The organism is Jiangella aurantiaca, from assembly GCF_004349105.1.
Lineage (GTDB): Bacteria > Actinomycetota > Actinomycetes > Jiangellales > Jiangellaceae > Jiangella > Jiangella aurantiaca.
The window spans coordinates 1-26,073 of record NZ_SMLB01000045.1; the positions used below are offsets into that span (position 1 = coordinate 1).

25 protein-coding genes are annotated in these 26,073 nt (G+C 70.8%); 20 read left to right on the forward strand and 5 right to left on the reverse strand.

The window, feature by feature from the left end; all coding sequences use genetic code 11:
* Positions 1-742, forward strand: a 742-nt coding sequence (locus E1262_RS23530; RefSeq protein ID WP_238993028.1) for an FGGY-family carbohydrate kinase, incomplete at its 5' end; no start/stop codon positions are given.
* Positions 739-1,383: a class II aldolase/adducin family protein gene (locus tag E1262_RS23535; RefSeq protein ID WP_132106206.1), complete on the forward strand. Its 645-nt coding sequence runs from the start codon at positions 739-741 to the stop codon at positions 1,381-1,383. The genes E1262_RS23530 and E1262_RS23535, both read left to right, overlap by 4 nt.
* An 11-nt stretch (positions 1,384-1,394) precedes the next feature.
* Here E1262_RS23535 and E1262_RS23540 read toward each other — a convergent pair whose 3' ends face one another.
* Complete coding sequence (locus tag E1262_RS23540; RefSeq protein WP_162606044.1) at positions 1,395-2,447, reverse strand: LacI family DNA-binding transcriptional regulator; 1,053 nt, start codon at positions 2,445-2,447, stop codon at positions 1,395-1,397.
* 55 nt (positions 2,448-2,502) lie between these two features.
* Here E1262_RS23540 and E1262_RS23545 point away from each other — a divergent pair, with 55 nt between their 5' ends.
* From E1262_RS23545 to E1262_RS23555, 3 genes are all read left to right on the forward strand, one after another.
* Positions 2,503-3,468, forward strand: coding sequence for a ketose-bisphosphate aldolase (locus E1262_RS23545; RefSeq protein ID WP_132106210.1), 966 nt, complete (start codon positions 2,503-2,505; stop codon positions 3,466-3,468).
* Positions 3,469-3,706: 238 nt separating this feature from the next.
* Positions 3,707-3,934, forward strand: coding sequence for an AbrB/MazE/SpoVT family DNA-binding domain-containing protein (locus tag E1262_RS23550; RefSeq protein WP_132106211.1), 228 nt, complete (start codon positions 3,707-3,709; stop codon positions 3,932-3,934).
* The gene (locus E1262_RS23555) at positions 3,927-4,376 is read left to right on the forward strand and encodes a type II toxin-antitoxin system VapC family toxin (protein ID WP_132106213.1); all 450 of its coding nucleotides are present in this window, start codon (positions 3,927-3,929) and stop codon (positions 4,374-4,376) included. Before E1262_RS23550 ends, E1262_RS23555 begins: the two co-directional genes overlap by 8 nt.
* A 4-nt stretch (positions 4,377-4,380) precedes the next feature.
* Here the strand turns inward: E1262_RS23555 and E1262_RS23560 are convergent, their stop codons facing one another.
* Positions 4,381-4,872, reverse strand: a complete 492-nt coding sequence (locus tag E1262_RS23560) for an RNA polymerase sigma factor (RefSeq protein ID WP_162606045.1) — start codon at positions 4,870-4,872, stop codon at positions 4,381-4,383.
* A gap of 460 nt (positions 4,873-5,332) precedes the next feature.
* Here E1262_RS23560 and E1262_RS23565 point away from each other — a divergent pair, with 460 nt between their 5' ends.
* The 6 genes from E1262_RS23565 to E1262_RS23590 all read left to right on the forward strand — a co-directional run bounded on the left by E1262_RS23565 (position 5,333) and on the right by E1262_RS23590 (position 16,583).
* A complete protein-coding gene (locus E1262_RS23565) occupies positions 5,333-10,210 on the forward strand; it encodes a DUF7927 domain-containing protein (RefSeq protein WP_132106217.1) in 4,878 nt (1,625 codons plus the stop codon).
* A gap of 78 nt (positions 10,211-10,288) precedes the next feature.
* Positions 10,289-11,011, forward strand: a complete 723-nt coding sequence (locus E1262_RS23570) for a hypothetical protein (RefSeq protein WP_203454277.1) — start codon at positions 10,289-10,291, stop codon at positions 11,009-11,011.
* A gap of 4 nt (positions 11,012-11,015) precedes the next feature.
* Positions 11,016-11,462 carry a helix-turn-helix domain-containing protein gene (locus E1262_RS23575; RefSeq protein ID WP_132106219.1) on the forward strand — a complete coding sequence of 149 codons (447 nt, stop codon included), beginning with the start codon at positions 11,016-11,018 and terminating at the stop codon, positions 11,460-11,462.
* Positions 11,463-11,566: 104 nt separating this feature from the next.
* Positions 11,567-13,630: a hypothetical protein gene (locus tag E1262_RS23580; protein ID WP_132106221.1), complete on the forward strand. Its 2,064-nt coding sequence runs from the start codon at positions 11,567-11,569 to the stop codon at positions 13,628-13,630.
* Between the two features lie 20 nt (positions 13,631-13,650).
* On the forward strand, positions 13,651-15,633 hold the full coding sequence (locus tag E1262_RS23585) for an NHL repeat-containing protein (protein ID WP_132106223.1): 1,983 nt from the start codon (positions 13,651-13,653) through the stop codon (positions 15,631-15,633).
* Entirely contained in the window at positions 15,630-16,583 is a 954-nt protein-coding gene (locus E1262_RS23590; RefSeq protein ID WP_203454278.1) for a phosphotriesterase family protein, read from the forward strand. Before E1262_RS23585 ends, E1262_RS23590 begins: the two co-directional genes overlap by 4 nt.
* Before the next feature lie 110 nt (positions 16,584-16,693).
* Here E1262_RS23590 and E1262_RS23595 read toward each other — a convergent pair whose 3' ends face one another.
* The gene (locus E1262_RS23595) at positions 16,694-17,410 is read right to left on the reverse strand and encodes a GntR family transcriptional regulator (RefSeq protein ID WP_132106225.1); all 717 of its coding nucleotides are present in this window, start codon (positions 17,408-17,410) and stop codon (positions 16,694-16,696) included.
* A gap of 93 nt (positions 17,411-17,503) precedes the next feature.
* Here E1262_RS23595 and E1262_RS23600 point away from each other — a divergent pair, with 93 nt between their 5' ends.
* The 9 genes from E1262_RS23600 to E1262_RS23640 all read left to right on the forward strand — a co-directional run bounded on the left by E1262_RS23600 (position 17,504) and on the right by E1262_RS23640 (position 25,155).
* Positions 17,504-18,463 carry an ROK family protein gene (locus tag E1262_RS23600; RefSeq protein WP_132106227.1) on the forward strand — a complete coding sequence of 320 codons (960 nt, stop codon included), beginning with the start codon at positions 17,504-17,506 and terminating at the stop codon, positions 18,461-18,463.
* Entirely contained in the window at positions 18,438-19,205 is a 768-nt protein-coding gene (locus E1262_RS23605) for a sugar isomerase domain-containing protein (RefSeq protein WP_203454279.1), read from the forward strand. The genes E1262_RS23600 and E1262_RS23605 overlap by 26 nt, the downstream gene beginning before the upstream one ends.
* Positions 19,202-19,900 (forward strand): SDR family NAD(P)-dependent oxidoreductase, encoded by a 699-nt coding sequence (locus tag E1262_RS23610; RefSeq protein WP_132106231.1) that lies wholly within the window; start codon positions 19,202-19,204, stop codon positions 19,898-19,900. The genes E1262_RS23605 and E1262_RS23610 overlap by 4 nt, the downstream gene beginning before the upstream one ends.
* Positions 19,897-21,174: an FAD-dependent oxidoreductase gene (locus E1262_RS23615; protein ID WP_132106233.1), complete on the forward strand. Its 1,278-nt coding sequence runs from the start codon at positions 19,897-19,899 to the stop codon at positions 21,172-21,174. The genes E1262_RS23610 and E1262_RS23615 overlap by 4 nt, the downstream gene beginning before the upstream one ends.
* Before the next feature lie 39 nt (positions 21,175-21,213).
* Positions 21,214-22,482: an ABC transporter substrate-binding protein gene (locus E1262_RS23620; protein WP_132106235.1), complete on the forward strand. Its 1,269-nt coding sequence runs from the start codon at positions 21,214-21,216 to the stop codon at positions 22,480-22,482.
* Positions 22,479-23,375, forward strand: coding sequence for a carbohydrate ABC transporter permease (locus E1262_RS23625; protein WP_132106237.1), 897 nt, complete (start codon positions 22,479-22,481; stop codon positions 23,373-23,375). Before E1262_RS23620 ends, E1262_RS23625 begins: the two co-directional genes overlap by 4 nt.
* Positions 23,372-24,271, forward strand: coding sequence for a carbohydrate ABC transporter permease (locus E1262_RS23630; protein WP_132106243.1), 900 nt, complete (start codon positions 23,372-23,374; stop codon positions 24,269-24,271). Before E1262_RS23625 ends, E1262_RS23630 begins: the two co-directional genes overlap by 4 nt.
* Positions 24,268-24,516 (forward strand): hypothetical protein, encoded by a 249-nt coding sequence (locus E1262_RS23635; RefSeq protein ID WP_132106245.1) that lies wholly within the window; start codon positions 24,268-24,270, stop codon positions 24,514-24,516. The genes E1262_RS23630 and E1262_RS23635 overlap by 4 nt, the downstream gene beginning before the upstream one ends.
* Before the next feature lie 210 nt (positions 24,517-24,726).
* Positions 24,727-25,155, forward strand: coding sequence for a CBS domain-containing protein (locus E1262_RS23640; RefSeq protein WP_203454281.1), 429 nt, complete (start codon positions 24,727-24,729; stop codon positions 25,153-25,155).
* A 41-nt stretch (positions 25,156-25,196) separates the two neighbouring features.
* Here E1262_RS23640 and E1262_RS23645 read toward each other — a convergent pair whose 3' ends face one another.
* Positions 25,197-25,643: a methylglyoxal synthase gene (locus tag E1262_RS23645; RefSeq protein WP_132106247.1), complete on the reverse strand. Its 447-nt coding sequence runs from the start codon at positions 25,641-25,643 to the stop codon at positions 25,197-25,199.
* 96 nt (positions 25,644-25,739) lie between these two features.
* Positions 25,740-25,994 carry a hypothetical protein gene (locus tag E1262_RS23650; RefSeq protein WP_132106249.1) on the reverse strand — a complete coding sequence of 85 codons (255 nt, stop codon included), beginning with the start codon at positions 25,992-25,994 and terminating at the stop codon, positions 25,740-25,742.
* Positions 25,995-26,073 lie beyond the last annotated feature (79 nt).

Below are 26,073 nucleotides of genomic sequence, written 5' to 3' on the forward strand. Positions count from 1 at the left end.
GGTGGGGGAGCGGTCGGTGTTCTCCTTCGGCTCCAGCGACTGCCTCACCGTGGGGACGGCGCGGCGGCCCGGGACGCTGCTCGGCACCGGGCTGGCGACGTACCCCGTCGGGCCGGGACTGTGGGTCACGCTGGCCGGGACCGCGGCGGGCGGCTGGGCGCTGGACTGGTTCGCCTCGCTGGTGCGCCACGACCGCGTCGACCCGTGGGCATCGCTGTTCGACCTGACGGCGACCCCGCCGCCGGCGCTGCTGGTGCTGCCGTACCTGGCCGGGTCCGGCACGCTCGACAACGACCCGCGGGCCCGCGGCGCGTTGCTCGGGCTGACGCTGGAGACGACGACGGCGCAGGTCGCGCGCGCGTTCGTCGAGGCGTCCGGGTACGAGCTGGCGAAGATCCGGGCCGCGCTGGCCGAGCGCGGGATCGCCGGCACCGACGTGTACGCCGCCGGCGGCGGCTCGGCCAATCACAGCGCGCTCCAGGCCCGGGCCGACGCCGCCGGCCTGCGGCTGCGCGCCGTCACCACGGAGGCGTCCAGCCGCGGCGCCGCCCTGCTGGCCGCCGCCGGCGTCGGCGTCCACGATGGCGTCGGCGCGCTGCCCGCGCCGCCCGTCCTGCACGACGCCGAGCCCGAACCCGAGTACGCCGCCTGGTACACCCGCCAGCGCGAGACCTTCGGCAGCCTCTACCCGCTGCTGCGGACTGTCAACGCCTCGTTCACCGCCCTGGAGGAGATCGCATGACCACGCTCGACACGTTCGACCTGAAGGCCGCCCGGGAGAGCGTGCTCGCCTACTGCCTGGAGTCGGTCCAGCTGGGCCTGAACTTCAACACCCAGGGCAACATCAGCATCCGCATCCCCGGCACGTCGACGTTCCTCATCACCCCGACCGACCTCGAGTACGACCGGATGAGCCCGGACGACGTCGTCGTCGTCGACGAGGACGCGAACGTCGTCGAAGGGCGCCTGCAGCCGTCGTCGGAGGTCACCGTGCACCTGGCGGTGTACGCGGCCCGGCCGGACGTGCAGGCGATCGTGCACACCGAGCCGACGTTCGCCAACGTGTTCGGTGTGCTCGGCGAGCCGATCCGCGGCGCGCTGGTGAACATGGTGATCTACACCAAGGGTGACGTGCCGGTCATGCCGTTCGCGCTGAGCAACTCCACCGAGTTCGGCGAGCGGATGGCGGAGTACCTGACCGACCGCAACGCCGTCGTATGGGCCAACCACGGGCTGCTCACCGTCGGGCCGAACCTGCGTGACGCGTTCAAGACGACGGTGGCGGTGGAGAGCGCGGCGAAGGTGCTCGCGCACGCCCGGGCGATCACGTCCGACCCGATCGTGCTGGACTACGCCTCGCTCGGCCTCACCCACACGCTGTGACTGCGGCGCGCTCAGCCGAGCACGTTGCGGGCGGCGTCGAGCGGGATGCAGCCGCAGGTGGTGCCGTAGGCGATGTCGTAGTCGATCTCGAGCAGCCGCGGCGGCAGCCCCGGGTTGTTGATCCGCTCGGTGAGCAGCTGCACGACCCGCGCCGCCAGCGTGGTCGCCGGCGCCACCGCGTTGGTCGGGACGATGCCCGTCGTGCCCACGCCGGGGATCTGGTCGAACGTCGTCAGCACGATGTCGGACGGGATCTTCAGCCCCAGCCGGACCGCCGCCGACAGCACGCCCCAGAACATCAGGCTGTTCGTCGACAGCACCCCGAACGGCGGCTCCAGCGTGCGGAACAGAGCGTACGCGGCGGTCTCGGCCTCCTCGGCGGTGGTGAGGCCGGCCAGCACGTGGTTCTCCGTCCCGGTGCGGCCGACCACCCGGTGGAACGCGGTGTGCCGGTTGCGCAGCGTCGACACCCCGAGGTTGCCGGCGACCAGGCAGACCCGCTGCACGTGGTGCTGCTCGATCATGTGCAGGGTCAGCGACTCCGCCGCCCGCCGGCTGTCAGGCAGCACGTGGTCGACCAGCCCGCGCACCGACGGCACCGTCCGGTCGACGACGACCGTCGGGATCTGCCGGGCGAACTCCGGCAGGCCCGGCGCACCGGTCGGGAAGATCACCAGGCCGTCGACCTCGAGCCGGCGGTAGGCCTGCAGGATCTCGTCCTCGATGTGCAGGTCGTCGTCGGAGTCGCTGGACACGAGCGTCGGGCTGACGGTCGCCAGCCGCTCCTGCAGCGCCCGGCTGACCGCGGCGAAGTAGTCGTTGCGCACGTCCGGGAAGATCAGGCCGACGACGCCGGTGCGGCGCTTGCGGCCACGCGGCCGGCTGTCGCCGCCGGCGCCGAGCTCCTCGATGGCGGCCTCGACCGCCTGCCGGGTGGCGGCGGCGACGTGCGGCTCGGCGTTGATGACGCGCGACACGGTCTTGACGGACACGCCGGCGCGGGTGGCGATGTCGGCCAGACGCACCGTGCGCCCGCCGGCCGCCGTCACGTGCGGACCGTCCACTGCACCGCCCCTGTCTCCTCCCGCGGATGTCCCGAATGATGCCACCGGAGCTGCCATGACGCTCGTCACGAACCGTACCCTGCTCGACGTCGCCGCCGGCGCCGGATTCGGCGTGGGCGCCTTCAACGTCGCCGACCTCACCATGGCGCAGGCCGTCCTCGACGCCGCCCGCGCGACCGAGTCGCCGGTCATCGTCGAGACCCTCGCCGGCGCTCATCCGCACTGCTCCGACGAGACGTTCTGGGCACTGCTGCTGGAACTGATCGACGGCTACCCGGAGGTGCCGGTCGCGCTGCACCTGGACCACGGGCCGTCGTACGAGACCTGTGCGCGGGCGATCTCGGCCGGGTTCACGAGCGTGATGATCGACGGGTCGCTGGACGGTGCCGGGCGGCCCGCGTCGTTCGAGCAGAACGTCGCGGTGACCCGCCGCGTGGTCGCGTACGCGCATGAGCGGGGGGTGTCGGTGGAGGGGGAGCTGGGGACGATCGGCGGCTCGAAGGACGGGACGGTCCGGGCGGAGATCGTGCTCGCCGATCCCGCCCAGGCGGCCTCATTTGTCGCGGCCACCGGCGTCGACGCGCTCGCCGTCGCGATCGGCACGTCGCACGGCGCCTACAAGTTCGACACCCCGCCGGACGGCTCGGTGCTGCGGCTGGACCTCGTCGCTGAGATCGCCGCGCTCGTGCCCGGCACCCACCTCGTCCTGCACGGGTCGTCGTCGCTCCCGGCTTCGCTGCGTGCGCGGGTCAACGCGTGTGGTGGCCGCGTGCCGGAGTCGTGGGGTGTGGCGGACGAGGAGAAGGTGCGGGCGGTGAAGCTGGGGATCCGCAAGATCAACCAGGGGATGGACCACTACCTCGCGTTCACGGCCGGCGTGCGGGAGGCGCTGGCCGCCGACCCCGTCTCCGTCGACCCGGCGGTCTACCTGGCCGCGGGTCGGGAGTCGGCGCAGCGGCTGCTGGAGGAGCGGATGGTGCTGTTCGGCCAGGCCGGCCAGGCGTCGCGATACCGGCGCTGACGTCACGGACCCGCTCCCGCTTGCTCCCCCGCATCGACCGGCATGAGCACCGCCGAAATCGCGGCGTTCCTGCGACGGGTGATGCGTCCCCCGCGCCTGGTCGAGTCCGCGACGCCTCAGCCGGTGACGCTCGTCGACCCGCACAGGTGGCGGAGGTACTGCTCGGTGGCGCGCGAAGAATTCCGAGCGGCACGTGATACGTTGTAGATGTAATACGTGTCGGGGTTGGGAGGGCGCCATGCGACTCAACAGCAAGGGCCAGGTCACCGTCCCAGCCGAGCTCCGCAGGAAGTACGGACTGCGCGAAGGTGACGAAGTGGACGTCGTTGAGTCCGGCGGAGCCTTGCAGATCGTCCGTCGCGCGGATGCGCCGTCCCGAGGTGCACGTGCGGCCCGCCGCTTGCGGGCCACGGCGAGCACCGGGATGAGCACGGACGAGATCATGGCCCTCCTCCGCGATGAGTGAGGCCGCGCTGCGCCTGGTGGAACCGGCATCCGCCGCGCCCGTCACCCTGGTCGACTCCTGTGTCCTGCTCGACATCGCCACTGACGATCCACGCTGGGGCGAGTGGTCCGAAAACGCGCTGACGCAGGCGCTCGATTCCGGCCGGGTCGTCATCAACCCCGTCGTCTATGCCGAGGTGTCGATCGGCTACGACACCGTCGAGGAACTCGACCGGGTTCTCCCGAACGGCGATTACGAACGGGAACCACTGCCCTACGAGGCAGGATTCCTCGCAGGCAAGGCCTTTCTGGCGTATCGGCGACGAGGCGGCCAGAAGCGATCTCCGCTGCCGGACTTCTACATCGGCGCCCACGCGGCCGTCCAGTCATACCGCCTGCTCACTCGAGACACCAAGCGCTACCGCACGTACTTCCCCCGGCTGGAGCTGATCACGCCACCGTGATGTTCTAGCCTGCGGCGGCGTATGCAAGGCGCAGTGCGCGGCGGGCGCGGCTGGCGAGGCTGGAGACGGCGTTCGGTGACATCTGCATCGGGGCGGCCAATTCGGCGGGCGAGTACCGGTCGACCTCGATGAGCCACAGGACGTCGCGCCAGCGCGGCGGCAGGGTGGCCAGGGCGGCCGCGGCACCGGCGGCGGGGTCGGGCAACGGAGTGTCGGAGGGCCGCTGCTCCCACTCGGCCTCGTCCAATGGAACGGTGCGGCGGGCAAGGGCGCAGTACCGATAGGCCAGTCGCTTCGTGATGGCCAGCACGTACCCGGTGAACGACCCGTCCGGGCCGCGTCCTGTGCGCAGCGCCTCGAGGGCGATACAGAAGGCCTCCTGGGCGAGATCGGCGGCGATGTCGGCGTTCTGGACGATGCGGTATGCGGTGCGGCGCGCCCGCGGGGCGACCGTGCGGTAGAGAGCTGCGAAGGCGTCGTCGTCGCCGTTCCTCACGCGGCGGACGTAATCGGAGCGGTCATCAGCGTCCGATCCACTGAGCATGAGAATGACCGTTCCGGCGCAAGGCACGTAGCCGCATCCGTGAAAACCGCACGGGGCCACCTAGGTTCACCCTCGAATCCGGGCAGACAACACTAAATCGTCCGTCAGAGTAGCGGTCGTTGCGGCGTGCTGCTGGGCGCGCGAGCTGCCCGTTGATCAACAGTCGAGAATGTCCGACATTGTCGCGATGCATTCATGTGATCTGCATCACATTAGGTTTAGCCGCGTGCTGCGGGGCCCCGTTTTCGCCACACCTATTGCAGGACCTATCCGCACGACCCCCGTCGTGGCCGGATGGGCTCCCGAAGGTCCCAGTAACACAAGTGCAGGGTGGATAGGGGGAAGCCGGATGAGTGGCGGACAGCTCCTGCAGCGTCGTCGATCAGCCCGAGTGAACTCAGTACGCAAGCCGATGGCGATCAGCATCGTGCTGGCGCTGATGGCGAGCTTCATGGTGATTCTCAGCGGCGCCGCACCAGCGTCCGCGGCGACACCGGAGTACGAGATCGACGGCAGATGGGTGGATCAGCCGGCGTCGGTCGAGCGCGGAGAGCCGGTGGTCGCCGAGTGGCGTTTCAACGTCAACGACGCCGACGAGCCGCCGAGCAACGAGCCGGTGGACAATGTCACCGCCACGTTCACAGTGGAGAAGGCGTTCTTCGACGAGATCCCCGACCTGTGCAAGACCACCGACGTGGAGCCGCCGTCGAGCATCTCCGAGGACGGGATGACGCTGACGTGCAACTTCGGCACGGTCAACATGGGTACGGCGATCGTCGTGCAGACCCCCGTGGTCGCCAACGGCATCACCGGTGAGGAGATCGTGCTGGACGGTACGAGCCCTGGCGGCGAAACCGTCGAGCTGCCGCCGATCGAGATCGTCAACCCGTTCGTGATGGACCTCCAGTGGACTGGGATCAGCGACTACGAGTTGTGGGATGACCCCTACGACCCGCACTATGTCGATGTCGATCTGCAGTGGTCGCTGCGCCTGGGGGAGGGCTCCGACCCGGGACCCGACACGGTCACGTACCGGCTGAACGTCGGGACGACGGACGGCTCCCCGGTGGAGGTCGGCTTCCATCCCTCGAACGCCGGTCAAGAAGACAACTGGGGCCTCCAAGGCTGCACGGAATTCGACTTCGCGCAGGCCGATGGACATCCGTGGTCACACGCCCCCGGGCATCCGCAAAGCACCCAATTCGTCGAGAGCTGCACGCTGACCGAGGTCAGCCCAGGCGTGTTCGACCTCACCCTGGCGGGGATCAACTACGACCTGCTCAACGCACCCGAACGGGACTCCACCGGCAACCCCCTGCCACCGAACTGGAACTACGTGGCGAGCGGCTCGGTGTGGTTCCGGGTGCGCACCGACTCAGCCGGGTCGATCAACCTCTCGATGCGGAACCAGCCGACGTACACGGCGCCGACCGGGCAGACGTACACCGAAACCCTCCCCAACAACGCCTCGAACAAGATCTACACCTTGCCCGGCGGGTTCCGGGCGGGATACTGGCGGCCCTACACCAACTCCGGCGGGACGCCCAACGACAACACCTATCGGGTCCCGGCCGACACCACGGTGATGCAGTGGGTCAACTCCGTCTGGGACGGCGACCAGGTGGAGCCGAATGCTCCGTACGGCAGCTGCCTGGTGTTCGACACGCAGTATGCGAAGGCCGTGGCGCCCCCGGCCGACGCGCCGTTCGCGCAGATCCGTGGCCTGATCCGCCAGGGCAACCCGGGCTGGCCGGACCAGAGCGGGCAGCCCCTGGACAACCCACCGCCGATCGAGTATCACACCGGTGGCGTAGGCGACCCTGACCAGTTCAACTGCTTCACCGGTGGTGGCTGGTCGACGACACCTCCCGCTGACATCGGGACCGTGACCGCGGTGCGGATCCGCTATCCGCACGACCTCCCCCGCCAGGAAGGCGTCGATGGCATCCAGCTCAACTGGTACACGCAGATCAACGACGACGCGCCGGTGGGTGAGGACATCTGGATGTTCGGCTCGTCACTGCGCAATGGGGTCGTGTATGGCATCGGCGAGCCCTGGGCCACGCAACAGGTATGGGCGCCGACGCCTGGCTTCGACTACCCACACACCAACGGGCGCCGCGACGTCGTGCGGGTCGTCCTCGCCGATCCGTACATCGAGAAGGAGGCCGCCGAAGCGACGCTGACGCCGGGGGTCGCGGCCGACTTCACGCTGACGTACTCGGCCACCGGCGCGGGCCTTGTCCCGCCGACGGTGGACGACTACCAGATCGTGGACACACTGCCGCTGGGCATGACCTACGTGGAGAACTCGGCCGACCCCGCGCCGGTCGTCTCCCTCGACGATCAGGGCCGGCAGGTCCTGACCTGGACGCTGGACGGCGTGGCCACCAACGAGGAGCACACCCTCACCTACCAGGCGATCGTCGAGGACGGCATCCCGCCTGGCACGCCGTTGACCAACACGGCGCAATCGAGCCTGGCCGGTGAGGAGTCGACGCCCGTCGAGGAGACGGTGACGACCACCACCAACGGCCACACGATGATCCTCAAGACGGCCGACCCGGAGTACGTCCCGTACGTCAACGAAGAGGGCGTCGGGACCGGTTCGTGGACCGTCGCAATCACGTCTGAGGACCCGACACCTCAGGCGTTCACCGACACCATCGACATCCTGCCCTACATCGGTGACCAGCGCGGAACCGACTACCACGGCACCTACACGCTGTCCGACGTGGTCGTGCCGGACGGGGCGACGGTGTACTACACCGCCGCCGACCCGGCGACGCTGTCCGACGACCCGGCGGCCGACGCCAACGGTGCGCCGGGTGCTCCGTCGGAGCTATGGAGCACGACGCGGCCGGAGAACCCGACGGCGATCCGCGTCATCGGCGGCGAGCTGCGCTCCGGTGGGACGTTCGCGTTCCAGGTCCTCATCGAGACCGAGGGCGCGCAGCCGCAGGACGTCTACGTCAACCGGGCCCAAGCGCGGGCCGAGCACACCGAGCTGGTGATGCGCACGTCGGCACCGCTGTACGTGTCGGACTACGCGGTGGCGAAGACGTCGGACCCGGCTCCGGGGTCGACGGTGAAGCCGGGTGACACGATCACCTACACGATCACCGTGACCCAGGAGGGCCCGGTGGCCGCGGCCGGCGTGTTCACCGACACGCTGACCGAGGTGCTCGACGATGCCGTCTACAACGGCGATGTGGCCGCGGACATCGGCACGGCGACCGTCGAGGGCGACGTGCTCTCGTGGGAGGGCGTGGTCCCGGTCGGCGAGGTCGCGACCATCACGTTCACGGTGACGGTCAAGGACGTCCCGACTCTGGAGGCCGACGGCGCCGACACCATCGTGGACAACTCGGTGTGGTCGCCGGTCTGCCCGGACGACGTGCCCGAGGGCGAGGTGAACCCGTGCGAGCCGCCGCCGGTCCTGGTCGGCTGGTACGAGTACTCCAAGACCGCGGACCCGGTGCCGGGCTCGTCGGTCAAGGTCGGTGAGGTCGTCACCTACTCGGTGCTGATCGAGCAGCGTGGTGAGGGTGCGGTGGCCGGTGCGTTCGTCGAGGACGACCTGACGGCGGTGCTGGACGACGCCACCTTCAACGATGACGCCGCGGCGACGTCGGGGACGGTGTCCTACGCCGAGCCGACGCTGCGCTGGGACGGCGATCTGGCCGTCGGTGACGTGGTCACGCTGACCTACTCGGTCACGGCGACCGCGATCGGCGAGGGCGACGACCAGCTGCACAACGTCGTCACTTCGGTCTGCCCGGAGGATGATCCGGACTGCTTCGAAGGCGTGTGTGTGCCGGCGCCGGATGAGAACCCGAACTGCGAGACCACCCACATCCTCGGGGACTACCAGGTGATGAAGACCTCGGACCCGGTCACCGGGTCGGAGGTCGAGGAAGGTGACACCATCACCTACACCGTGACGGTCACGCAGGTCGGGCCCGGCGCGGTGGAGCAGGCCGGGTTCGCCGACGACCTCACCCAGGTGCTCGACGACGCCACCTTCAACGACGACGCCGAGGCGTCGGCCGGTCCGGAGCCGACCTATGAGGAGCCGACGCTGGCCTGGTCCGGTCCGCTCGCGGTCGGCGAGGTCGTCACCGTCACCTACTCCGTCACCGTGACCGGTGAGGGTGACCGGTTCCTGAAGAACGTGGTCACCCCGAACGACCCGGACAAGTGCGTCCCGGCCGAGGTGCCGGGCGAGGTGCCGGGCGAGGTGCAGCCGGAGGCGCAGGTGCAGCCGGCGGCGCAGGTGCGGCCGGCGGCGCAGGAGCAGGAGGAGGTGCCGGCCGAGCCGTGCACCACCGAGCACATCAACGGCGGGTACACCTTCGCCAAGACGTCGGACCCGGTCCCGGGGTCGGTGGTGGACGAGGACGGTGTGATCACCTACACGGTGCTCATCAGCCACGTCGGTACCGCGCCGGCCGAGGGAGCCACCATCGAGGACGACCTGTCCGCGGTGCTGGACGACGCGGAGTTCAACGACGACGCCGCGGCGGATTCCGGTGAGGTGTCGTTCGAAGGGGAGACGCTGACCTGGACCGGTGACCTCGAGGTCGGCCAGGTCGTCACGCTCACCTACTCGGTGACCGCCAACGCGGTCGGGGAGGGCGACGACGAGCTGGTGAACGTCGTGACCGACCCGACCGGCGAGGGGGTGTGCGTGCCGGCCGAGGACGGCAACGAGGGCTGCACGACCGACCACTACCAGGGCGAGTACACCTACGCCAAGACGTCGGACCCGGAGCCGGGGTCGGAGGTCGAGGAGGGTGAGGTGGTGACCTACACCGTCACCGTCGAGCACGTCGGCGCCGCACCGATCGAGGACGCCATCGTGGTCGACGATCTCTCCCAGGTGGCCGAGGTGGCGGACTGGAACGACGACGCCACGGCGACGTCGGGACAGGTGAGCATGGACGACGAGCAGCTCACCTGGACCGGTGACCTCGAGGTCGGTCAGGTCGTGACGATCACCTACTCGGTGACCGTCGGCGACAAGGCCGACGCCACCATGCGCAACGTGGTGACCAGCCCGGACGAGAACGCGGTGTGTGTCCCGGCAGCGGACGGCAACCCCGGCTGCCAGACCGAGCACCACACCCCGGACGAGGAACCCGGGCCGGACCTGCCGGACACCGGTACCAGCCTCACCGGCTGGTTCCTCACCGGCGGGATGGCCCTGCTGATCGGCGGCCTGGTGCTGGCGGCCACGCACCGGCGGCGGCCGTTCGGCGGACCGGGAGGCCCGGCGAGCTTGTCCTAGGGGATCCATCTGGCGGTGCCCCGTCCCTCGAGCGTGAGGGGCGGGGCACCGCCGTATCTGAAGTGATAACGTGTCAGAGTGGATGGCAGTGCATCTGGTGGTGTGCCTGGGCCGGGCGGCCCGCCGAGTGCTGAGCTCACGGCGGTTCTGGAGTCCGCAGCGCGGTTGCAGCAACTCGTGCCGGACGCGGTACTTGTCGGCGGGTCGGCTGCCGCCTTCTACGCGGGACATCGGGACTCGTTCGATCATGACCACGTGGTAGCGGATCTGCGGGATCGTTTCGACGTCGTGCTGGAGGCGCTGGAGTCCGAGGGCGACTGGGTGACCAATCGGGTCCAGCCCGGAAAGATCATTCTCGGGCGACTGGGCGATATCGAAGCGGGCGTGCGGCAGATGCTTCGAAAGCGCCCGCTGGAGACCGCCGAGGTCGTGCTCGAGTCGGGGCGGGTGCTGCGGGTGCCGACAGCCGACGAGACCTTGCGCATCAAGGCGTTCCTCATCGTCCGGCGCAACCAGACCAGGGACTACCTCGACGTAGCTGCACTCGGGGATCGATACGGCGTGGCGTATTCCGGCGGGATCCTGGCCCGAATCGACGAGTACTACGCGGATCAGCACGGCGACGGACGTGGCGTCGCAGCCCAGCTCGTTCGGCAGCTCGGCGACCCGCGGCCGAAGGATCTCTCCGTCACTCGCCAGCTGGGCAGCTACCGCAACCTGGCGTCGCGGTGGACGGATTGGCGCGAGGTCCAGACGGTGTGCCGGGACCTCGCGGCCGAGATTCTGCAGGCGGAGGTGTAGGGCGATGGGCCTGGCATTCCGCAATCTGACCGTGTCGCCGCAGGACCCGGTGGCGACGTGGCCGACCGAGGCCATCCAGACCGCTCTGGAACGCGGCGACCTCGACGACTGGCGGCGCGTCGTCGCCGAGCTGGAGCGCGATCCGTGGGGACGGGTCGCCCGGCAGGTCGAGGAGGTCCTCACCTACTCCCGTCCGTACGGGATCAGTGAGGCCATGGAGGTCGTCCTCGGCCGAGTCCGGGCGCGCGCCGAAGCGGGCGAAAAGGCCGACGTCGCAGCCGAGGTCCGGCGTGTGATCGCCGAGTCCGGGCTCAGTCAGGCCGAGTTCGCCTCGCGCATCGGCACATCCGCTTCCCGGTTGTCGACGTATGCCAGCGGCAAAGTCACGCCGTCGGCCGCGCTCATGGTCCGAATCCGCCGCGTCCTCGAGCGGTCGGCTGAGCGGGAGTAACGCGAACAGCCGCGAACCGGACCATTGACCCGTCTCCTGGCGTGCGGCTAGTGTGCCGCCACAAGTGTCTATCTGTCTATACCGCTAGACAACCGGGAGGCACGATGAGCACATTCACCCGCCGCGCACTGGTCACCGCCGCCACCGCGACCGCCGCGACCGCCGCGGCCGGTGCCGCTACGATCGCTCCGGCGGCCAAGGTCAGGGCGCTCGAGACGACGGGCGAGTACCTCAGCACCATGGACCCCGCGAACACCGGGGCCGCCAACGCCGCCGCGTTCGTGGCCGACGTCGTGGCGGCGGCCGGGAAGCAGATCGTCGTCCCACCAGGCACGTACACCGTCGGCCAGGTGGCGATCACCGGCGAGACGATCAACGTCCGGTTCATGCCGGGCACGCTGCTCGAGCCGGACGCGAGCCTGCACGCCGTCGGCCCGGCCGGGAAGTGGTACCAGGCCACGAACTGCGACACCCGGCTGTACGGGCTGGTCGTCGACGGGCGGAACATCCCCGAGGGCGCCTGGCGGTCCGACGGCGGCGAGCTGCGCATGTACGACACCCGGATGGAGAACCTGGGCTTCCTCGACCTCGCCGGCAACTCGACGTCGCTGGGCACGTTCGGCATCACCGTCAAGAACGTCGCCGAGGTGATCATCGACGGCTACGTGGGCCGAAACTTCGTCGGCCGCAAGGACGGCGTCTTCGCCAACCAGGCCGGCAAGGTCAACCACCTGTTCGTCTACGAGTGCGAGCGGGTGACGGTGCGCAACGTCACCGCGTCCGGCGGCGAGGGCGAGGACAACGACTTCGTGCACGTACTGGACCAGCGGACCACGCCCACGATGCACGGCACGTTCGAGAGCTGCCACTTCCTCTACAACGGGCAGACCCGTCGGTGCATGAAGTTCCAGGGCGGCAACTGGGACCTGCGCGACATCCACTGCTACCCGGGCCCCGACTTCGTCCCCGTCGGCTCCAACACCGACGTGGGGGAGCAGAACCTCAACTGCATCGACTTCGCCGGCTCGCTGGCCGGCACCGTCCGCCTCTCCGGCAGTTTCATCGACGCTACGGGATACGTGGTCGGCGTCTCGCACACGGTCGGCCCGCTCGGCAAGGTGGTCGTCGACACCACGACGATCGTCGGCGGGCGCAAGCACGCGATCCGCGACAACCCGGAGTCGCCGGGCACCCCCCAGGACATCCAGACCATGGGCTTCTACGCCGCGCCGTCGGAGAACGAGAGCGAGATCCGCGACTGCGTCATCAAGGGCTTCTCCCGCGCCATCGTCGTCCAGGGCAACCGCAACCGCGTCGTCGGCAACACCGTCGACGACCCGCAGGACCTGTGGTTTCAAGGCGGCAGCTCGACGGCGAAGGACTTCCTCGAGCTGTCCGGCAACAAGGTCTACACCCGCACGCCGGGTGCGATGGGCGTCTCCCGGTGCGCCCGCATCGACAACTTCAGCAACCTCGAGATCTACGACAACACGCTGATCCGGGTGCTGAGGCTCGAGAACAACGTGCTCGTGCCGGAGAACCCAGGGCACGCGGCGGTCTTCATCGACCTGCTCAACACCAACGCGTCCGGCTTCGCCCGCAACAACCGGGCGCCCGCGGGCACGACGCCGGTGAAGACCGGCGGCACGAAGGTCGCGCTCTACCAGAACCAGGGCCATCACCTGCGGCCGCTGTTCACGACGACCGACGTCGGCAACGTCATCACAGGCGAGGACAACCTGCACACGCACGCGATCCCGGCGTTCAACCTGCACACGCCCGGCGCCGCGGTGCGCACGACGTTCACCGGCACGACGACGAACAACGCGAACCCGAAGACGCTGCGGGTGTACGTCGGGACCGCGCCGGTCATGACGAAGTCACTGACGCCGAACCAGGCCGGCGCCTGGCAGGTCGAGATCGTGCTGATCGCGACCCCGACCGAGACCGCGCCGAGCGTCCAGCGGTACACGGTCCGGCTGATCGAGTGCGACACCGCGGGATCCGGCGCGCCCACCGTCGCCGGGATCGCCGTCGGCACGACGACCCAGGCCAGCAACGCCCAGATCATCCTCAAGACCACCGCCGAGGCGGTCGCCAGCAACGACGTGATCGGCCAGGTCGGCGTCTCGGAGTCGCTCGAGGGCCGGCACTTCGTCTTCACCTGAGTCCGAGGAGAACCCCACCCATGCCACGTCTCATCCGCCGCGTCGCGACGCTCGCCGCCGCGGCCGCGCTGGTGGTCGGCAGCGCCACCGCGGCACCCGCCGCGGAGCTGACCGAGCTCGGCGTCCCGATCACCAACGTCGCGATCGACAAGGTCACCTACGGCACGCTGCCAGACGGCCGGCCGGTCATCTACACCGTCCTGCTGGGCTCCGGGACGACCAGCCTGCACGTCATCGACGTCCGCAGCCGCGAGTCGATCCGGTCGGTACGGCTGCCCGGCGCCATCGGCTCACGCGACCTCGCCGTCGCGCCCGACGGCACGCTCTACCTCGCGACGTTCCAGCAGGGCCGGCTCTACTCCTACGACTACGCGACGGACACGCTGACCGACCTCGGCCGGCCGTCGTCCGCCGTCACGTACCTGTTCGGGCTGGGGATCCACCCGGACGGGACGGTGTTCTTCGGCGGCTATCCGACGGGGCAGCTGTTCGCCTACGACCCGGACACCGGGGCGTTCGGCGACTACGGCCAGCTCGCGCCCGACTCGCAGTACCTCCGCAGCGTCGTCGTCTGGGGTGACGCCGTCTACGCCGGGCTGGGCACGCAGCGGGCCCGGCTGGTCCGCGTCGACATCGACTCCGGTGCCGTCACGCCGATCCCGCTGCCGGCCCCCTACGATGCCGAGCACGAGGTCAACCAGGTCACCGTCCGCGACGACGTGGCCTACGTGCACCTGACCGCATCACGCACCATGCTCCGTTACGACCTGGCGGGACAGCGGTGGCTGGCGCCGATCGGGGTCGCCGCCGGGCTGGACGTCTCGCCGGTGTCGCCGATGCGCAAGGAGGTCTACTACGTCTCCAACGGGCGGCTGCGGGCGTTCAGCACGCTCACCGGGCGCGGCCGCGACGTCGACGCGTTCACCTCGATGTTCTCCTCGCGCGGGTTCGCCTGGATCGACATGCGGGAGGACGGGTACCCGGGGGAGTCGCTGGTGATGACGGACTACATCGGCCGGCTCTGGGTGTACAACCCGCGCACGGGCGAGTTCCGCGTCGATCAACTGGACATCGTGGGCGAGCCGGTGCACATCCGCTCGCTCGGCGTCGGGCCGGACGGGCGCGTCTGGGCCGGCGGGCTCGGCTCCGGCGGGCTGTCGTCGTTCGACCCGGCGACGGGGGCGACGCAGCAGGTGCCGCGCGGCACCGTCGGGCAGACCGACGAGATGCTCACCGTCGGGTCCGACCTGTACCTCGGCACCTATCCCGCCGGAACCGTACTGCGGTACGACCCGGCGCAGGCGTTCGCGTGGGGCGCCAACCCGGGTCCCGTCGCGAACCTCGCCGCGCACGGCCAGGACCGGCCGCTGGCGCTGGCCGCCGCGGCCGGCCGAGTGGTCATCGGGACGGTGCCCGACTACGGGCAGCTCACCGGCGCGATCAGCGTCTACGACCCGGCGACGGGTTCCGTGGCGGTCGACCGCGGTGTGGCCGGGACCGGCAGCGTCGTGTCCGCGGTGGCGATCGGCGACGTCGTCTACGCGAGCACGTCGAAGTGGGCGGGCCTCGGGATCGTGCCGCCGGACGATGACGGCCGGGTGTTCGCGTACGACCCGGTCACCCGCACGAAGCTGTGGGAGGTCGTGCCGTACCCGGGCCTGCCCGCGGTGACCGAGCTGGCGGTGTCGCCGTCCGGCACGCTATGGGGCCTGACCCAGGGTCGGCTGTTCGAGCTGGACGTGGTCACGCGGCAGGTGGTGCGCGAGATCGCGGTGCCGGCCGAGGACTGGGTGAACGTCGACCACGTGTGGTCCGAGGGCCAGCGGCTCGCGGTGCTGCCCGACGGCACGGTGTACGCCGTCGTCGGTGGCCGGCTGCTGCGCGTCGACGTGGCCACGGGCACGGTCACGACGGTGACCGACGGCGTGTCGGCGGTCGTGCTGGGTGACGACGGCGCTCTGTACCTGTCGAAGGGCGCCGTCCTGCACAGGCTGGTGCCGTGAACGGATTCGTCATGACGGTGCTCGGCCCGGCCGAGCCGGCCGGGCTGGGCGCCGTCGACGCTCACGAGCACCTGTTCCTGCGGTCGCCGGCGCTGCCCGGCGACGACTTCGGCGACGTCGAGGCGATGAGCACCGAGGTCGCATCGGTCCGGGCCGCCGGCATCGACACGCTCGTCGACCTGACGCCGGTGGGGCTTGGCCGTTCGATCGCCGGGCTGGCGGAGGTGAGCCGGCGCACCGGCGTGCACGTCGTCGCCGCGACCGGCTACCACCGCGACGCGCACTACCCTCCGGGCCACTGGGTGTACCGCGAGCCGGCGTCAGCGCTCGAGGACGTGCTGCTGGCGGACCTCGCCAGCGGGATCGACGAGCGCGACTGGCAGGGGCCGGTGCCGGCGCCGTCGTCGCACCGGGCCGGGATCATCAAGCTCGGCGCGTCGTACCAGCGCCTGTCGGCGGCCGAACGACTGCGGCTCTCCGCCGGCGCGTCGGCGGCGCGGCGGACGGGTGCGCCGGTCGCCGTCCACTGCGAGATCGGCACCATGGGACCGGAGTTGCTCGACCTGCTCACGGCCGACGGTGTGCCGGCGAACCGGGTGCTGCTGGCGCACCTCGACCGCAACCCAGACCCGGGGCTGCACGCCGAGCTGGCCGCGCGCGGCGCCTACCTGCTGTACGACACCGTCGGGCGGATCAAATACCGGCCCGACTCCCTGCTGCTCGAGCTGATCGAGCGCATGGTGGTCGACGGCTACAGCGACAGGGTGCTGCTGGGGACGGACGTCGGGCGGCGGTCGCAGCTGCGCGCGTACGGCGGCGGGCCCGGCATGGCCGTGTTGGGGGAGACGTTCGTCCCGCGGCTGCAGTCGCTCATCGGTCCCGACGCGACGTCGGCCATCCTGCGCACCAACGCCTGGACCGCCCTCACCTGGTCCGATGCCTCTAAATGATCAGGTTCAGTAGGGGTGGACCTGCTTTGTGTGGCAGGGTCGCGGTCACACCGACTCCTCGCCGGGCAACGCGCCCACGGAAGCAGCAGAAGAAGCTCATTTCCAGGTGGTCAGCCGGGCTGACGCAGGAGCTCGATGTCGAACAGGTAGCGGCCGCCGACGTAGCGGGACTCGGTGAACTCGACCGGCGCGTCGGCCTGGTCGTGGATGGTGCGCTGCTCGATCAGCAGCGGCGCGCCGGTCGGCACGTTGAGCCACTGCGCCTCCTGCACGTCCGCCGCCGCCGCAGTGAGCGTCCCGTACGCGCGGGTCGGCGTCCGGCCGATCGCCTCCAGCGCCACGAACAGCGACGTCTCCTCCAGGTTCGCCTCCAGCACCCCGGCGCAGACGGCCGGCAGCCGGACGTTCTCGACTGCCATCGGGACGCCGTCGGCCAGGCGCAGCCGCTGGATCGCGACCACCAGCCCGCCGACCGGCAGCTGCAGCGCGACGACCTCCTGGTCGGTGCCGGCCCGGACTCCGGACTGCAGCATCCGCGACCCGGCCTTCAACCCGCGGCGGCGCATCTCCTCGGTGAACGACAGGAGCGTGTTGATGCGCCGGTGCACAGGCGTCTGCGCGACGAACGTGCCGCGCCCGGACACCCGGTAGAGCAGGCCGTCGGCGGCCAGCCGCTGGACCGCCTGGCGGGCGGTCATGCGGCTGACGCCGAAGCGCCGGCACAACTCGGCGTCGGACGGCAGTGGATCGCCTGGCTGCGCCTTCGCGATCATCTTGCGCAGCTCAGTCTCGATGATCACGTATGCGGGCGGTGTGGTCGTCTTCATCCGATCCCCGTCGCTCCAGTGGTTGACGAACTCCCTAGCAGTATAGATACTCTGGCTATCTAGACAGCTAGTCGGGTCTGGGAGAGGGACGACATGGACGAGCGGCTCCTGGGCATCGACGTCGGCGGTAGCACCGTCAAGTGGGCCGTCCTCGACTCCCGGACCGCCCGGCCGCTCCTCCGCGGCACCATCCCGACGGCGCGCGACCCGCACACCGTCGCCGCCGACCTCGCCGCCCTGGTGGCCGAGGCCGACGACGCGATCCGCGCCGACGGCGCGAGCAGTGCAGACGGCGCGAGCGACGGGCGGATCACGGCGATCGGCGTCGGTGTCCCGGGACACGTGGACCGGCGATCCGGCGTCGTCCGGTTCCTGCCGAACGTGCCCGGCGCCTGGTCCGGCTTCCCGCTGGCCGCGACGTTGCGCGCGTCGACCGGGCGACCGGTCTCCGTCCTCAACGACGCGCGGGCCTTCTGCCTCGCTGAGTGGCGGCTGGGCGCGGCGCGCGGCCACGGTGACGTGCTGTTCCTGACCCTCGGGACGGGCGTCGGCGGCGGTGTCGTCAGCGGCGGCACGCTGCTGACCGGCCCGGACGACCGGCTCGGCGAGATCGGCCACCTGGTCTACGACCGCGGCGGACCGCCGTGCGGCTGTGGCCACCGCGGCTGCCTCGAGACCTATGCCAGCGCGACGGCGATCGCCCGCGCCGCCGGCCGGGCCACCGCCGAGGACGTCTTCCTGGCCCCGCGCGACATGGACGCCGCGGCGGCCGTCGCGGCCGCCGGCCGGGCGATCGGCGAGACCGTCGCCAGCCTGTGCGCCGTCCTGCCCGCGGACCTGCTGGTCATCGGCGGCGGGGTCGCGGCCGGGCTGCCGCGGCTGCGCCCGTACATCGAGGCCGCACTCGCCGAACGACGTGACTTCATCGGCATGGTCGACGTCGTCGCGGCCCGGCTCGGACCCGACGCAGGAGCCGTCGGCGCCGCCCTGGCCGCCACGCCATGGACGACAACGGACGGAGGTGGACGTGAGCTGGATCGAGCGAGCGCATGAGGTGCTCGACACCATCGCGCGGACGCAGGGAGAGGCCATCGAGACGGCCAGCCGGTTCTGCGCGGACGCGATCGGGGGCGGCGGGGTGGTGCACACGTTCGGCACCGGCCACTCGCGGATCCCAGTCGAGGAGCTCTTCCCGCGTTATGGCTCGTATCCCGGCTTCCACCCGATCGTCGAGCTGTCGATGACGTTCCACACCCAGGTGGTGGGCGCGAACGGGCAGCGGCAGGCGATGTTCATCGAGCGAATCGAGGGGCTGGCCGAGCAGATCCTGGCGAACTTCACGCTGCGCGAGACCGACGCGCTGATCGTCTTCAGCGCCAGCGGCCTCAACGCCGTTCCGATCGAGGTCGCCCAGCAGGCGCGGAAGGCCGGCCTCCGGGTGATCGCGGTGACGGCGCTCGCGGAGTCCCGCTCGGCGCCGGCCCGGCACAGCTCCGGAACCCGGCTGGCCGACCACGCCGACGTCGTGATCGACCTGTGTACGCCGCCCGGCGACGCCCTGTGCGGCGTCGACGGGCTCGACGTGCCGGTCGGACCCGGCAGCACGCTGGCCGCGGTCGCGATCGTCAACGAGATCAAGGTGCGGGTCGCGGAGCTGCTCACCGCCGCCGGCACCATGCCGCCGGTGCTGACGAGCAAGGCGCTGGTCGGCCCGGAGGAGTCCGCGGCCCGGTTCGAGGCGGCCTACCTCGACCACGGGCGCCGCGCCGCCGAGGTGCTGCGGGGCACGCCATGAGGGTCCTGGTGTGCGGCGCGTCCGGCGGCATCGGGTCGGCGTGCGTCGCCGCCCTGACCGCCGCCGGGCACCAGGTGCACGCCGTCGACCGTGACGGCATCGACATCACCGCGCCGGGTGGCGCCGAGAAGGCCGTCGCCCAGGCCGTCGACGCGCTCCGGGGCCTGGACGGCGTCGTGCACGCGGTCGGACGATCCGGCCGCCGCCTCGGCGACGGGCCGGTCAGCGCCTGCACCGACGAGGCGTGGCGCGAGGTGCAGCGGGTCAACCTCGACTCCGTGTTCTGGCTGCTGCGTGCGGTGCTGCCGGTGCTGCGCGGCAAGGACGGCGGCGGGTCGATCGTCGTGGTCGGCTCGGCGCTGGCCCGCACGCTGGACCGCGACTTCCTCACCACCGCCTACCTCACCAGCAAGAGCGCGGTCGAGACATTGGTCCGGGCGGCCGCCTACGAGGGCGCGCCCGACGGCGTCCGCGTCAACGTCGTGGCGCCCGGACTCGTCGACACCCCGATGGCGGCCCGAGCCCTGACCGACCCGGCGATCGCCGCGCGGCTGCCGGAGCTGATGCCGCTCGGCGGCGGGCACGCGAGTGCGCCGGACACGGTCGCGGCGGCCGTCGCATGGCTGCTCTCGCCCGCCGCCGGCCAGGTCACCGGCGCGGTGCTGCCCGCCGACGGCGGCTGGAGCCTGCGATGAGCAGGCCGCCGCGGTTGTGGGACGGCGACGTCGTGGTGGTGGGCGGCGGGTCGGCCGGCTGCGCCGCGGCCGTCGCGGCGGCCCGGACAGGCGCCCGGACGCTGCTGATCGAGTCGGCCGGCTTCCTCGGCGGCACGGGCGCGGCGGTCCTCGACACGTTCTACGGCTTCTACGCGCCCGGCGGCGACGGCGAGCGCGTCGTCGGCGGTATCGGCTGGGAGGTCGCGGCGTCGCTGCTCGACGACGGCCAGGCGTTCGAGCGGCCGAACAGTTACGGCGCCGGCACCGGCGTCACCTACGAGCCCGAGGCGCTCAAACGCACCTGGGACGTGCGGACCGACGCGGCCGGCGTCGCCACCCTGCTGCACACGACGCTCGTCGGCGTCACGGCGGAGCACGGGCGGGTCACCGGGCTCACCGTCGCCACCAAGGCCGGCACGCACACCGTCACCGCGAACGCCGTCGTCGACGCCAGTGGCGACGCCGACGTCGCCTGGCGGGCCGGCGCCGCGCTCGAGCGGCCCACGCACGACCAGAAGCGCCAGCCGCTCACCGCGACGTTCCGCCTGGGCGGCGTGAACACCGACGTCATCAGCACGAAGGACCTGCACGAGCGGCTGGCCAAGGCGGCTGAGTCCGGCCGGTACCGGCTGCCGCGGCGCGAGGGCTCGGTGCACCGGACGGTGCTGCCCGGCGTCGTGCACACGAACCTGACCCGGGTCGGCGGGCTGGACCCGACCGACCCGTGGCAGCTCTCGGCGGCGGAGGCCGAGGGACGGGCTCAGGTGGCCGAGTACGTCCGCTTCCTGACCGAGGAGGTGCCCGGGTACGAGGACGCCTACCTGCTGTCCACCTCGGTGCGGATCGGCGTGCGCGAGACCCGCCGGCTGATCGGGCGGTACGTGCTCACCCGCGACGACGTCCTCGACGCGCGCGAGTTCCCGGACGCCGTCGCGCGCTGCGGCGCACCGGTCGAGGACCACGACGGCGGCGAGTCGACCATCTGGGAGTACGTCGGCGGCCACCGGTCCGGGCGCACGTACGGCGTCCCGTACCGCTGCCTGCTCCCCGTCGAGCTCGACAACCTGGCCGTCGCCGGCCGCTGCCTGTCCGCCACGCACGACGCGCACGCCTCGGTGCGCTCGATGGCCCAGTGCATGGCGCTCGGACAGGCCGCGGGCACCGCGGCGGCGCTGGCTCCGGACGGCGCCGTCGGCGAACTGGACCCGACGGTCCTGCGCGACCGGCTGGCCGCCGATGCGGCCGTGCTCTGAACACCCACGAAGACAGCGACAGAGAAGGAGACCGGAGAGATGCGAACCCGCAACGCTCCGACCGCAGCGGTGCTGGCCCTGAGCATCGGACTGCTCGCGACCGCCTGCGGTGGCGACGACGACACGGACACGACCGGCGGCGAGGGCGACAGCGGCGGGGTCTCGGGCGAGGTCACGATGTGGACCTACCCGGCCATCGCCGACGAGCCCACCCACCGCGCGTTCTGGAACGACACCGTCGCGGCGTTCAACGCGGAGTACCCGGACGTCGAGGTGACGGTCGAGATCTTCCCGTGGGCCGACCGCGACCAGGCCCTGACCACCGCCATCGCCGGCAACAGCGCCCCGGACGTCGTCTACCTGATCCCGGACCAGCTGCCGGCGTACGCGCGCAACATCGAGCCGATCGACGACTACCTCAGCGAGGACGAGAAGGCCGACTACCGGCAGAACGTCGTCGACTCCGTCACCATCGACGGCCAGATGATGGGCGCGCCGATCCTGCAGAGCGTCCTCGCGCTGGTCTGCAACAAGCAGGTCTTCGACGCCGTCGGCCAGACGGAGTATCCGGAGACCTGGGACGACCTGCTGGAGTTGGCGCCGACGTTCCAGGCGGCGGGCTTCGACATGACCGCGTACGGCGGCGACGTCGCCAACTCGCTCAACCTGTCCTTCTACCCGCTGCTCTGGCAGGCCGGCGGCGACGTCTTCAATGAGGACGGCACCGAGGTCGCCTTCGACAGCGACGCGGGCGTCCGGGCGCTGGAGTTCGTCCAGCAGCTGGTCGAGAACGGCTACGTCGACTCCGCCCAGCTCACCACGGAGCCGCCGCTGGAGCAGACCCGCATCGCGCAGAACAAGGTCGCCTGCGTCTGGCACATGGAGCCGCAGTACCTGGTCGACTTCTGGGGCGCGGAGAACGTCGTGGTCCGGCCGCCGTTGAAGGACGCCGAGCAGATCCAGTACGGCACCGTCGGCTCGCTGTCCATGCTGCGCAGCGCCGAGGACAAGGAGGCCGCTGGCGCCTGGATCGACTTCGTCACGTCCGCCGAGCGGGCCGCCGAGTACGACACCGCCGGCCGGTTCTTCTCCACCAAGGAGTCCGTCGGCTCGCTCTACGAGGGCGACCCGATCCTGGGCGAGCTGGAGCAGTACGCCGGCCTCACCACCGTCGGCCCGCTCAACGCGCACGCACGCGAGGTCATGGGCGTCCTGGCCCCGGAGATCCAGGCGGTCCTCGTCGGCGACAAGGAGCCGCAGCAGGCGCTCGACGACGCCGCCGAAGCCGCGAACGCGCTCCTCGGATGACGGTGAGCGGCATCGCGGTCGCCTCCCGCCGGTCACTGCGCCGGCGGGAGGCCCGCGTCGGGTTGCTGTTCGTCCTGCCGGTCCTGCTGCTGTTCCTCGCGTTCCGGTTCGGCCCGGCCATCGCGGGCGGCGTACTCGCGTTCACCGACTACACGATCGGCGCGGAGACCAGCTGGACCGGCCTGGACAACCTGCGGCGCATGATCGACGACCCGCTGTTCTGGCGGGCGCTGCGCACGACGCTGATCTACTCGCTGCTCGCGGTGCCGCTGTCGATCCTGGCCTCGCTGGGCATGGCGCTGCTGGTGCGGCGGTCGTTCCGCGGCGTCCGGCTGTTCCGGTCGATCTTCTTCCTGCCGGTCGTGACCAGCCTGGTGCTGGCCGGCATCGTCTTCACCTGGATCTTCTCCGAGGGCGGGCCGTGGTCGTCGCTGCTGGGCGCCGTCGGGCTGCCGGACGGGTCGTGGCTGTCCGACACGGCGCTGGTGGTCCCGGCGCTGGTGATCGTCGCGGTGTGGACGCGGTTCGGGTTCGGCATGCTGATCCTGCTGGCGCGGCTGCAGGACATCCCGCGCGAGCTGGAGGAGGCGGCGCTCACCGACGGCGCCGGCGCCTGGCACCGGTTCCGGTACATCGTGCTGCCGGAGCTGACGCCCGCGCTGTACTTCCTCGCGGTCATCGAGACGACGGTGTCGTTCCAGGTCTTCGACACGGTCTACGTGATGACCGGCGGCGGGCCGGCGCAGTCCAGCTACATGCTCGTCTTCCAGCTCTACGACCAGGCGTTCCGGTACTTCGACTTCGGGTACGCCAGCGCGATCGGCCTGGCGCTGTTCGTGATGACGCTGGTGGTCGCGCTGATCCAGCGGCTGACCCTGGGGAGGGACCGATGACCGCGCTGACGACTCCGGCCGCGCTGGACGCGGACGCCGGCGCCGTGCCGCCGCAGCGGCGGACGCCGTACCGTGCGCTGCAGCCCGGCCGCGCCGGCGCGGCGGTGCGCGCGGTGCTGCTGTTCCTCGCCGCCGTCGTGACGCTGTTCCCGTTCTACGCGATGGTCGTGCTGTCGCTGAAGCCGGCCGGCGCGATCGTCATGCCGGACAGCCTGCTGCCATGGCCGCTGTCGACGGAGGCCTACGAGCGGGTACTGAGCGCGGAGTCGGTGCTGCGCTGGACGCTCAACACCGTCGTCTACTCGGTCGTGTCGGTGGTCGCGGTGCTGTTCCTCGCCTCGCTGGCCGGGTACGCGTTCGCCCGCAAGCGGTTCCCCGGCAAGGAGGTGATGTTCTGGTCGTTCATCGCGATGATCATGGTCCCGTACCACGTCACGCTGATCCCGAGCTTCATCGTCATCTCCGAGGCCGGCGGCGTGAACACGTACTGGGGCCTCATTCTGCCGACACTGGCCAACGCCCAGGCCGTCTTCCTCATGCGGCAGTTCATCAAGTCGCTGCCGGACGAGCTGTTCGAGGCGGCCATGCTGGACGGCTGCTCGGAGTGGCGCATGTACGTGTCCATGGTGCTGCCGCTGATCAAGCCGATCCTGGCGACGCTGGGCGTGTTCGTGTTCCTGTGGCACTGGAACGACTTCCTCTGGCCGCTCATCGTCGGGCAGAGCACCGACATGCGCACGCTGACGACCGGCCTGGCGTCGTTGAACGCCGAGAACGCGCCGCTCAACGTCGTGCTGGCCGGGTCGGTGGTGGCGTTCGTGCCGATCTTCATGGCCTACCTGGTCGGGCAGCGGTACTTCACCGAGGGCGTGACGATGACCGGGGTGAAGGGGTGAGCCCGGTCGTCGCGGCGGCGGTGCCGGCGGGGCTCCGGGCGCTGTTCTTCCCCGAGGGGGTGCGGACGGCGCTCGCCGGCCTCGGTGAGCTCCGGCTGCCGGACCCTGCCGACGACGACGGCGACCGGCTCTGCACGCCGGAGGCGCCTGACCGGCGAGCCGCTGCGACACGAGGTCACCGGCGACCAGGTGGCCCGCCTCGGCTGACCGCGGCGGCCCGCTCATCCAAGTTGATCTTGGAGTAAGGCGGCCATCTATCGGACATTTCGGACCGTGATGCCGGCATTGCTCCAAGATCAACGGCGACAGCGTCGTCCCCGGCGCGGCACCGGACTGACCGCCACCGGCCGGCTGGTCGTCACGTCGTCGGCACGCGGCTCGTGCGGCTGATCGGGTTGTGCGTCCGTCGCCCGTGGGTACCGGTCGAAGGTAGCGACCGTCAGGAGGAGGAACCCATGGCCAGTGCACGAACCGTCGGCGACGTCATGACGACCGAAGTGGTGACCCTGCCGACCGACGCGTCCGTACGCCAGGCGGCGGCCGAGATGCGCGACCACGACATCGGCGACGTGATGGTCGTCGACGGTGACACGCTGCGCGGCGTGGTCACCGACCGCGACCTCGTCGTACGCGTCCTCGCGGAGAACGGCGACCTCGACGGTCCCGTCGGCGACGTGTGCAGCAGCGGCGACCTCGTCACCGCCCGCCCGGACACGTCCGTCGACGACGTCGTCCAGATGCTCCGGCAGGCGGCCGTGCGCCGCGTCCCGGTGATCGACGACCAGCAGCGCCCGGTCGGGATGGTCTCGATCGGCGACCTCGCGATCGTCGAGGACTCGCGGTCGGCGCTGGCCGACATCAGCGCGGCGCCGCCCAACACCTGACCGACCGGGGACGGTCAGGGGCGAAGGCCGGCCGACGCTCGTCAGCCGGCCTTCGCGCGTTGCCAGTCGCGGTCGCCGAAGTCGGGCCGGATCCGCTGGTAGAACCCGGACAGCAGCGGTGAGGAGATCATCAGATCGGCGCTGGTGACGTTGCAGGCCACCCCGATGTTCCACACCGCGGCCAGCCGCAGCAGCGCCCGGACGTCCGGGTCGTGCGGTTGCGCCTCGAGCGGGTCCCAGAGGAAGATCAGAAGGTCGATGACGCCCTCGGCGATCTTCGCGCCGATCTGCTGGTCGCCGCCGACCGGGCCGGACAGGAACCGCGTCACCGGCAGGCCCAGCTCGTACTCGAGCATGGTGCCGGTGGTACCGGTGGCGTACAGCTGATGCCGGGCCAGCGTGTCGCGGTTGAACGCGGCCCAGCTCAGCAGTTCTACCTTCTTGTTGTCATGCGCCACGAGGGCGATGTGCCGGCGTACTCCACTCACCCGACCATCCTCGGCCGGTCCGATGACGTCGCGGTTACGCCGGTGTCAGCGCTTGGGTGTCAGCGCTTGCCGCCGCCCAGCAGGCCGGCGGACGGCTCAGGCCAGGACGGGGTGCTCGGCGTTGTCGCTGACGGCTCCGACGCCGGACTCGTGTGCGCAGTGGGCGCAGCAGAAGACCTGGTCGCCGGCCTGGACGCCGTGGCCGATCACTTTGCAGCCGCAGTGGGCGCACGACGGCGCGACGCGATGGATCGCGCACTCGAAGCTGTCGAAGACGTACTCGTCACCGCTGGCCGTGCGCAGGGTGAAGGCGTCCTGGTACTCGTTGCCGCAGACGTCGCAACGGTTCATGGTTCCTCCTCGGTCGGACGCTCGGCCTGTACCCGGGTCGCCCCGGCCCATGAGCCGGGCCGGGGCACGAACCCGGCAC